The organism is Bradyrhizobium sp. SUTN9-2 (assembly GCF_003122645.1).
GTDB classification, from domain to species: Bacteria; Pseudomonadota; Alphaproteobacteria; order Rhizobiales; family Xanthobacteraceae; genus Bradyrhizobium; species Bradyrhizobium yuanmingense.
This window is the reverse complement of record NZ_LAXE01000001.1, coordinates 5,341,862-5,350,979: the sequence shown is the minus strand read 5'-3', so window position 1 is coordinate 5,350,979 and position 9,118 is coordinate 5,341,862. Positions and strand designations below refer to the sequence as shown.

Sequence of the window (9,118 nt, the reverse complement as noted above, 5' to 3'; positions counted from 1 at the left end):
GCGCCGACGCGGCCGAGATTGTCCCAGACGCCCATCAGGATCCGTTCGATCTCCTCCGGTGACTTCTCGGGGAAGGCGGCGGTGAGGTTGGCGCGGCCGATGCGGTGCTCGCGCAGGCGCGGCCCGATCAGCTTGACGGCACGCGCGAAGAAGTCCGAGGTCTTGGCCGGATCGAAATAGCGCGTGGTGCGCAGCATCGCGACGGTCGCGGCGCCGATCAGGCTGCCGCCGAGCGATTTGGCAGTCTCCCGCGCGCGGGCCTTCGTGCTCGCAGGAAGCAGCGCCATGCGTCCGGTCAGGCCGGTTCGCGGGTCAGGATCAGCGAAGCGTTCTGGCCGCCGAAGCCAAATGAGTTCGACATCACCGCGGTTACGCGCGCATCGCGCGCCTTGTTGCCGACGACGTCGAACAGGATCGTGGGATCCGGATTGTCGTAGTTGATCGTCGGCGGAATGCGCTGATGCTCGAGCGTGAGCAGCGAGAAGATCGCCTCGACCGCGCCGGCGGCCGAGATGGTATGGCCGACCATCGACTTGTTGGAGGTGACCGGAATCTTCTGCGCGAGCTCGCCGAACACGGCCGACGTCGTGTTGAACTCCATCTTGTCGTTCTCGGGCGTCGCGGTGCCGTGCGCGTTGATGTGGTCGATCTGATCCGGCGTCATGCCGGCATCGGCCAGCGTCTTGTTCATGCAGCCGATGATCGGCTTGCCGTCGGGCGAGGAGCGGGTGCGGTGGAAGGAATCGGTGAGCTCGCCGCAGCCGGCGATCACGCCGAGAATTTTTGCGCCGCGCGCGGTGGCGGCTTCATAGCTCTCCAACACCAGCGCGCCGGCGCCTTCCGCCATGACAAAACCGTCGCGGTTCTTGGAGAAGGGACGGGAGGCCGCCTGCGGCGGATCGTTCTGGGTCGACAGCGCCGAGAGCAGCGAGAAGCGCACCAGCGCTTCCGGATTCACGGTGCCGTCGGTCGCGACGCAGAGCGCTGCGTCCGTCTCGCCGCGGCGGATCGCCTCGACGCCGAGCTGGATCGAGGTGGCTCCGGACGCGCACGCCGTCGACAGCGAGATCGGCGAGCCCTTGGTGCCGAAGGTCTCGGCAAGATAGGCGGCAACCGAGCCGAACATGAAGCGATGATGATAGGCGCTAAACTTGCCGCCGCCGGAGATGCGGAGCAGATCGTCATAGGTGATGTCTTGCTGGCCGACGGCGCGACCGAGCTCGCGACGCTGCGGCCATTCAACCTCGACCGGCGCCACCGCGAGGAAAAGCGGACCCGGGAAATCGGCCTTGGCGCCGATGCCGGCCTGCTCCAGCGCTTCCTGCGTCACCAGCTCGGCCATCCGCTCGGACAGAGCGGTGGAAGAGAACGGATCGGCGCTGACGAAATCGACCGTGCCGGCCATCGTGGTCTTGAGGCCGTCGATCGGAAAACGCGTGATCGTGCGGATACCGGATTCGCCGGCGACGAGCTTTGCCCAATTGTCGGATTTGCCGGCGCCGAGCGAGGTCATGATGCCCATGCCGGTGACGACGACGACGGGACGCCCGAGTTTGTCGCGTGGTGCAGTCATGTCGATCCCCGCTTGAGCTGATTAAACCGCCTCGACCAGCGCCATGCCTTCGCCGCGCCAGTGTCCGGCTCCCACCACCACGATCTGGGTGGGCGCGCCCTGCATTTCAATCTCGGTCCCCGTGGAATCATTCGGCGGGAACAGCGCGCCGCGCGAGATCGACAATGCGGCGAGGGCAATGCCGAGCGGGAATTGCGTTTCCATGGCGTGGCCGAACACCGTGCCGGTCGAGCGCACCGGAAAGTCGGCATGGTTCTTCAGGAAGTCACGCTCGTCCGAGGTCGCAGGCTCCGCGCCGGTCGCGCCGGTGATGATCGCGCCCTTGCCCTCGCGCCTGGGCAGCTTGGCCCACAGCTTCTCGAGCGTCGCGGTCATGTCGCCAGGCTGCTTGCGCTTGGCGAGGTCGGCGACGACGCTCGACAGCTTGGCGAACGGCTTGGCGCCGCGCGCTTCCGCATGCGCCTTCGACTCCAGCACCAGGAAGGCGCCGGCCGAGCCGAGCGCGAAGCCGGGATGGTCCTTGCGCGCCCACACGGGCGCGAACTTGTCCTTCAGGTTGAAATCGCCGAATTCGTAGAGGACGAGCAAGTCCTTGCGCTCGCCGTTGTGCGATCCGCCGACCAGCGCGATGTCGCTCTCGCCCGAGGCGATGCGCGCGAGCGCGATGCGGGCGGCATCGGCGCCGGCGACCTCTTCGCCCATGAAGGTGCGCGAGGTGCCGCCGAGACCGTGCACGATGGCGATGTTGCCGGCAAGCAGGTTGGAGAGCTGGGCCAGGAACAGCGTCGGCCGGAGATCGCTCATCAGCCGTTCGTTGAGGAAGCCCGGCGCGTTGGCGCCCTTGGCCTCGGCGGTGAGAATGCCGCTGTCGACGTTGATGTCGCGCTCGCCGCCGCCCGCGGCGACCACCATGTCGATCTTCGACAGGATGTCCTTGTTGCCTTTGATGCCGGCGGAATCGAGCGCAAGACCGGCGGCATAGGTGCCGATGCGCTGCCAGGCTTCCATCTGGCGCTGGTCGCCCTTCTTCGGGATCTGGCTGTCGAAGGATACCGGCATCAAGGGATGCACGATGTAGGGCGCAAAGCCCTTCTCGTCGACATTGATGCGCTTCTCGGAAAGCGCGGCCCAATTGGCGTCGAGGCCCTCGCCGAGCGAGGTGGCGAGCCCAATGCCGGTGATCCAGACCTCGGTCTGGCCCGGCTTCAAAGCGGGAGTGTCAGTCATGACGATACGGCCTGTTGCGGAAAGCCGACGCGCTCGGCGACCTTCGCCATGTATCCGCGCATATCCGCATTGGGGAAGGGAATCAGCGTGAAGGTCAGCGCCGAATTGGCGCGCAGCTTGCCGCCGACCCGGATCTTGGCCTCGGTCATGGCATAGCCGGAGCCTTCATGGGTGAGGCTCGCCTCGATGCTCATGAGGTCGCCGGGGAAGACCGAGCCGCGGACCTTGGCCTCCTTCACGGCGGCCAGGATCGGCATGCGTTCGAATCGGAACACGCCGAGTTGAAGCCAGCCCGAGGCCTGCGCCATCGATTCGATCAGGAGCACGCCGGGCATCAACGGATAACCCGGGAAGTGCCCCTCGAAGATGGTGCTTTCCTGCGGGACCTGCGCTTCGACGACGATCGTCTTCTCGTCGACCTTGAGGTCGACGATGCGATCGATCATGTGGAAGTATTCGAGTTGCATGACTGCGCCCTTAGGCGCTCGCGCCCTTGGCCGCAACCAGTTCGTCGATGCGGGCGCACAGGTTCTTCAGCACGAAATATTGCTCGGTGGTCGCCTTGCCGTCGTTGACCTCCTGAGTCCACTTCTCCAGCGGCAGCTTGATGCCGAACTGCTTGTCGATCGCGAAGGCGATATCGAGGAAATCGAGGCTGTCGATGCCGAGGTCATCGATGGCATGGCTATCCGGCGTGATCGTGTCGCGCGGGATGTCGCAGGTTTCAGCGATGATCGTGGCGACCTGATCGAATGTGGAGGACATCACTAAGCCTTTGATATATTGTAGGTATTTGTCAGATTGTCCAGAGTGGCACGGTGGCTGGGCATCGCGCCCCTGATGACGCCCTCAAACCCCCCTCTGGCCGGGTCGAAAGCCCGTATATCGGAGCGCCGCCTTGAGTTCAATGGAGCCGGGCAGGCCTCCGGGGACAGCATCGGACGTGGCTGGGGATGCCGGCTGGGTCCGTCCGCCGCGAGGTCCGTGCCGGGCCGGTCCCTAAATATGCGGCGTTGTGATCTTGACGCAGTCGCGGCGGCCCATCAGCACGCAATCCTGGGTCCGGCGCAGGTCGGCGATGCTGACCGCGAGCCAGATCCCGATCGCCGTCAGCGCGATGGTGAAGGCGAGCGCTGCGATGTTGGCAAACATGCGCTGCCGGTAATTGTCGGGCTCGGCACGCGGCTGCTCGTAGCGTGACAGGTCCAGCCGTTCGGGCGTGCCGCGGAGCGGTTGCACGGAGCCATTGCCGCGCTGGACCCTTGGAGAAGGCGGGGTGCGCGGCCTGAACTGGAGCACCCGGTGCTCCTCATCAGAGCTTATGGGCCGCTGATTGTTCATGGGGCGGGGATCACTCCGAAGCAGCGATCTAGATAGCATAGGTGAGGCACGCGTTGCAGTAAATCTTTGCAATGCCAGGATGCATTTGTGCGTTCGTACTATTTTGCGCATGGACCGGTGTGCCGCGATCCAGCAACGGGCCATCGTGCCCGTCGCGAGGGTTGCGCTGCAACGCGGGCATAGCGACAGCCATTGAGGACGTCTTTTTTTACCGGCCGGCATCGACTTGTGATCTGCGCGTCTTCCGAACGGATTTTGCCACCGCGGGACCCGTGGCATAGTCGCGGGAACCCGAACCGTTTCGTTGCTGCCAGGGGCCTTCGATCATGACCACGACCAACGCGCGCGAGCCGAGAGTGCATCCGGTTCCGATCCTGTCGCTCCGGCCGACGCAGATGACGGTCGGCATGCGCGAGGTCAAGGAGAAGCGCAGGCGCTGGCGCGAGCACGGCAAGAAGAAGCAGGCGGATCTGCTCGGCAAGCACATGATCCCCGTCGTTTACGGTCCCGACGCGCGCTACTACGTGATCGATCATCATCACCTCGGCCGCGCACTGCACGATGAAGGCGTCAAGGAAGTGCTGGTGACCGTCGTCGGCGATCTCAGGATGGTGGAGCGCGAGGCGTTCTGGGGCGTCATGGACAACAAGCGCTGGGTCTATCCTTACGACGCCAAGGGTGAGCGGCGCTCGTTCCGCGACCTGCCGAAATCCGTCGCTGACCTCAAGGACGATCCGTTCCGCAGTCTTGCCGGCGAATTGCGCCGCATGGGCGGCTTCGCCAAGGACACCACGCCGTTCTCCGAATTCCTGTGGGCCGATTTCCTGCGCCGGCAGGTCTCGCGCAAGGCGGTGGAGGCCGATTTCGATAATGCGCTCGAGAAGGCGATGGCCGCGGCCAGAAGCAAGAATGCGATCTATCTGCCCGGCTGGTGCGGCCCGGCGGACGACGACTGAGGGTATTCACGTCAGTCGCGCTGGAAGATCCTGGCGCCGGGATAGGCGCGGCGGGCGTAAGTTACCACCAGCGCGCGGTCCTGGGTGTCCAGGAACGGCGTTCGGATCTGGCTCGATCCGACGATGAGGTGCCACAGGCCATTGAGCTTCTGGATCACGATCTTCATTTGCGTAGTCCTCAATGACTCCCATTCCGGCGAATGTTGCCGCCGCAGTGCCTAGGATAGCGCTCGCGGGTATCAAATTCCCAATACGGCCGGCGCTGCAAAACACGTCCACCCTTGTTAGTTGGTTACGGAATGTGCCGAGATAAGCCGGATCTCATCACAGCCGCTTGAGCGAAATCAATTTCCCCGCCCACGAAACCGTCCTGAAACAGAGCGGCCCCATCTCTATGGGGTAGTCGAGCTCATACAGGAGGCGAACATGCGCCGTCTGGCTTTCGTAGTTGGCTTGCTCGCGGTCGCTTCGGCGGGAATCTCTGCATCCTTCGCCGCAGTCCACCACGCCAAGACGTTGACGTTCGCGGAGCGCTTTGCTCCGGCGCTCGAGCTGATGGCGAAGCGCTAGCCGCATACGCCTCGCAGCCGTGAGCGATGCAGCGGCTGTTCGCTGCTGGGCGGACATCACGTCGCAGTCGCCGACCGATGATGGCCGGGTCAGGCTTGACCTGTCGCAAACCTGCCTCGCCCTGACCGGCTAAGGTCTGCCAGCATGGTTGCAGAGACAGCGTTGCGCCCCGATGCCGAGGGCCCGGGCTCCAAGTCATGCAGATCTTGTCATGCAGATCTTGGAGGCACGGCCATGAGCGTCATCTTTCGCATTCTCTTTGTCCTCGCCGGCGCGATCACGGCGCTGTTCGTCGCGCGTGACGCGCTGAACTTCACCATCATCCAGACCTTCGTCGCCGTCCTGCTCGCCACTGCAATCGTCGGTGCCGGCAGCTTCTGGAGCCTGCGGCGGAAACCGTGAGCGAGGTGCAACGCGGAGGTGCGGCCGGTCTGAGTGAGACCGAGGCGCGGGCGAGGCTCGCGGCAGACGGCCCCAACGAACTGCCTCGGCCGGAACGACGCAGTCCGCTGCGCATCGTGGTGGAAGTGCTGCGCGAGCCGATGCTCCTGCTGCTGCTCTGCGGCGGGCTGATCTACCTCGTGCTCGGCGATCTCAAGGAGGCGGTGATCCTGCTGGCGTTCGGGGCGATGTCCATCGTGATCACGGTGGTGCAGGAAACCCGGACCGAGCGCGTGCTGGAAGCCTTGCGCGACCTGACCAGCCCGCGGGCGCTGGTGGTGCGTGACGGTGCGTGCCGGCGAATTGCCGGCCGCGAGGTCGTGCAGGGCGACCTTCTCGTCCTCGGTGAAGGCGATCGCGTTCCCGCCGACGCCGCGCTCGTCGAAGCGCGGGACCTGCAGATCGACGAGTCCCTGCTGACCGGCGAGTCGGTGCCCGTCCGCAAGAAGACGGCCGACAAGATCAAAGTAGCCGCTCACCGGCCCGGCGGCGAGGATCAGCCATTCGTGTATTCCGGCTCGCTCGTCGTGCGCGGCGAGGGGTTGGCGCTGGTCGAGGCCACCGGGCCGCGCAGCGAGATCGGGAAGATCGGGCTGTCGCTTCGCGGCTTGCAGGCCGAGCCGCCGCGGCTTCAGCAACAGACCGCAAGGCTGGTGCGGCTCTGCTTCCTCGGCGGCGCCGTGATCAGCCTGGCCGCGATTGTGCTCTACGGCGTCTCGCGCGGCGACTGGCTGCAGGCGCTGCTGGCAGGCGTCGCCATCGGTATGTCGATGCTTCCGGAAGAATTCGGCGTCGTGCTCACGGTGTTCATGGCAATGGGTGCGTGGCGGATTTCGCAGGCCCGCGTCCTGACGCGGCGCGCCGCCGCCATCGAGGTCCTCGGCTCAGCAACAGTCCTGTGCACCGACAAGACCGGAACGCTGACGCAGAATCAGATGTCGGTCGCCGAGCTGCGCCTGCTGGACGGCGCGCGCCTGCGCGCGGAGGCGTCCGGACCGGATCAGGTCGGGCGCGAATTCGCAGAGCTGGCGCGCTGCGGGGCACTGGCAAGCTCTCCGGAGCCGTTCGATCCGATGGAGAAGGCGCTGCATTCGTTCGCGCGTGGTGTCCTGCGGGACGGCGACGCGATGGATGGCGAGCGGACGCTGGTGCGCACCTATGGTCTGCGCCCCGAGCTGCTGGCCATGACCCAGGTTTGGCGGACAGCCGGAGGGGCGGACCTCGTCGCATGCGCCAAGGGCGCGCCGGAAGCGATTGCGCGCCTGTGCAGGCTGAACGAGGCCGATCGGGAGGCCGTGCAAGCTGCCATCGGGGCAATGGCGAAGGACGGGCTCCGGGTGCTGGGGATGGCGATTGCCGTTTGCGATGAGGCTTCCCTGCCGGCATCCCAGGAGGCTTTTGTATTTCGCTTCGTCGGCCTGGTCGGGCTTGCCGATCCGTTGCGGCCTCATGTTCCGGAGGCGGTTCGCGAATGCCGTTCGGCCGGCATCCGCGTCATCATGATCACGGGCGACTATCCGGCGACCGCCATGGCGATCGCCGCGCAAGCCGGGCTCGACGTCGATGAGGTCGCGACCGGGGAGCAGGTCAAGCTCGCTGACGACCGCGAGCTCGAGGCACTCGTCAGGAAGGTGAACGTCTTCGCGCGGGTTCTGCCGGAGCAGAAGCTGCGGATCGTGCAGGCGCTGAAGCGCAGCGGCGAGATCGTCGCGATGACGGGCGACGGCGTCAACGACGCGCCGTCGCTGAAGGCCGCCCATATCGGAATCGCGATGGGTGGCCGCGGCACCGACGTCGCTCGCGAGGCGTCCTCGATCGTCCTGCTCGACGACGACTTCAGCTCCATCGTCGCATCCATCCGCCTCGGTCGCCGGATCTACGACAATCTGCGCAAGGCCATGGCCTTTATCTTTGCCGTCCACGTGCCGATCGCGGGTCTTGCGCTGCTTCCCCTGGTGTTCGGGCTGCCGCTGGTGCTCGGCCCGGTGCACATCGCCTTTCTGGAGCTGATCATCGATCCCGTCTGCTCGCTGGTGTTCGAGGCCGAGCGGGAGGAGCGCGACGTCATGAAGCGTCCGCCGCGGCGTGCCGATGCGGAGCTGTTCTCGTGGCCCCTGATCGCCTGGAGCGTTCTGCAAGGCACGATGGCCTTCGCCTTGATCGCCGTGATCTTCGTCGCAGCGCTTCGTTCCGGCCTTCCGCCCGAGGAGGCTCGCACCCTCGCATTCATCGCGCTCGTCGTCTGCGTCCTCGCGCTGGTGCTGGTCAATCGATCCTTCAGCGCATCGTTCTTGTCCGCCTTCTTCCGTCCGAACGCGGCATTGCTCTGGATCTTCCTCTTGATTGCGCTCGTTCTCGCCACAGCCTTGTTCTGGCCGCCGGCCTCCGGCCTGTTTCGCTTCGGTCCCCTGCATCTTGACGATTTGATGATCACGCTCGGCGCGGGAGTGCTGGTGCTCACGGCGCTCGAACTGCTGAAGCCGTTTTGGGGCCGACGGTTGCGATTCTAATCGCTCTCCCGCTGACCCGAGCTCGGCGAGGTCTCCGTCCGCTGAGGATCTTCCTTGCCGCCAAGCATACGATGCAGCCGGCGCTCGAGGCGGCGGCCAATCGTCAGCAGCACGAAGGCCAGCGCCAGGACGACGACGACGATCTTCCATTGTCCGGCGCCGCAGACGATGCCGAGGCAGGCGGCAAGGAAAGTGCAGGCGGCGCTGGTGAGGCCTCGAACGCGAAACCCGGTGCTTTGGTGCACGATGACGCCGGCGCCGAGAAAGCCGATGCCGGTGAGGATGCCCTGGATGACACGGCTGGCGGCGTCGACGACCCTGGCCGGTTCGGCGAGCTGCAATGCGAGCAGAACCACGCTCGCGGTGGAGAGCCCGACGATGCCGAGCGTCTTCAGCCCGATCGGCTTGCCGTGCAGGTCGCGGTTGAGGCCGATCGCGCCGCCGGCAAGCGTGGCCGTGCCGAGGCGCAGCAGGATTTCGGGCCAATCGAGCTCGGTCAT

The 9,118-nt window shown here is 65.6% G+C and carries 11 protein-coding genes and 1 pseudogene; 4 read left to right on the top strand and 8 right to left on the bottom strand.

Annotated elements, in window-relative coordinates; genetic code table 11:
- The 6 genes and pseudogenes from XF30_RS39480 to XF30_RS38670 form a co-directional block, all read right to left on the bottom strand.
- Positions 1–287: pseudogene (locus XF30_RS39480) on the bottom strand (lipid A biosynthesis lauroyl acyltransferase); the annotation flags it as partial.
- Positions 288–295: 8 nt separating this feature from the next.
- Positions 296–1,573: a beta-ketoacyl-ACP synthase gene (locus XF30_RS24920; protein ID WP_036001392.1), complete on the bottom strand. Its 1,278-nt coding sequence runs from the start codon at positions 1,571–1,573 to the stop codon at positions 296–298.
- A gap of 21 nt (positions 1,574–1,594) precedes the next feature.
- Positions 1,595–2,800 carry a beta-ketoacyl-ACP synthase gene (locus XF30_RS24915; protein WP_036001390.1) on the bottom strand — a complete coding sequence of 402 codons (1,206 nt, stop codon included), beginning with the start codon at positions 2,798–2,800 and terminating at the stop codon, positions 1,595–1,597.
- Positions 2,797–3,267: a 3-hydroxyacyl-ACP dehydratase FabZ family protein gene (locus tag XF30_RS24910; protein ID WP_036001387.1), complete on the bottom strand. Its 471-nt coding sequence runs from the start codon at positions 3,265–3,267 to the stop codon at positions 2,797–2,799. Before XF30_RS24910 ends, XF30_RS24915 begins: the two co-directional genes overlap by 4 nt.
- 10 nt (positions 3,268–3,277) lie before the next feature.
- Positions 3,278–3,565, bottom strand: coding sequence for an acyl carrier protein (locus XF30_RS24905; RefSeq protein WP_007592476.1), 288 nt, complete (start codon positions 3,563–3,565; stop codon positions 3,278–3,280).
- A 234-nt stretch (positions 3,566–3,799) separates the two neighbouring features.
- Positions 3,800–4,141, bottom strand: a complete 342-nt coding sequence (locus tag XF30_RS38670) for a hypothetical protein (RefSeq protein WP_192893243.1) — start codon at positions 4,139–4,141, stop codon at positions 3,800–3,802.
- A 326-nt stretch (positions 4,142–4,467) separates the two neighbouring features.
- On the opposite strand from XF30_RS38670, the gene XF30_RS24895 reads away from it, so the two are divergent.
- A complete protein-coding gene (locus XF30_RS24895) occupies positions 4,468–5,097 on the top strand; it encodes a ParB-like protein (RefSeq protein ID WP_057028844.1) in 630 nt (209 codons plus the stop codon).
- An 11-nt stretch (positions 5,098–5,108) separates the two neighbouring features.
- Here the strand turns inward: XF30_RS24895 and XF30_RS38665 are convergent, their stop codons facing one another.
- Complete coding sequence (locus XF30_RS38665) at positions 5,109–5,264, bottom strand: hypothetical protein (protein WP_165637160.1); 156 nt, start codon at positions 5,262–5,264, stop codon at positions 5,109–5,111.
- 259 nt (positions 5,265–5,523) lie between these two features.
- On the opposite strand from XF30_RS38665, the gene XF30_RS38660 reads away from it, so the two are divergent.
- From XF30_RS38660 to XF30_RS24890, 3 genes are all read left to right on the top strand, one after another.
- Entirely contained in the window at positions 5,524–5,667 is a 144-nt protein-coding gene (locus XF30_RS38660; RefSeq protein WP_167361652.1) for a hypothetical protein, read from the top strand.
- 234 nt (positions 5,668–5,901) lie between these two features.
- Positions 5,902–6,069 carry a hypothetical protein gene (locus XF30_RS38655; protein ID WP_167361653.1) on the top strand — a complete coding sequence of 56 codons (168 nt, stop codon included), beginning with the start codon at positions 5,902–5,904 and terminating at the stop codon, positions 6,067–6,069.
- Positions 6,066–8,618, top strand: coding sequence for a cation-translocating P-type ATPase (locus tag XF30_RS24890; RefSeq protein ID WP_109144127.1), 2,553 nt, complete (start codon positions 6,066–6,068; stop codon positions 8,616–8,618). The genes XF30_RS38655 and XF30_RS24890 overlap by 4 nt, the downstream gene beginning before the upstream one ends.
- Here the strand turns inward: XF30_RS24890 and XF30_RS24885 are convergent.
- Positions 8,615–9,118, bottom strand: coding sequence for an MgtC/SapB family protein (locus XF30_RS24885; protein WP_109144126.1), 504 nt, complete (start codon positions 9,116–9,118; stop codon positions 8,615–8,617). The two genes, XF30_RS24890 and XF30_RS24885, sit on opposite strands and share 4 nt — an antisense overlap.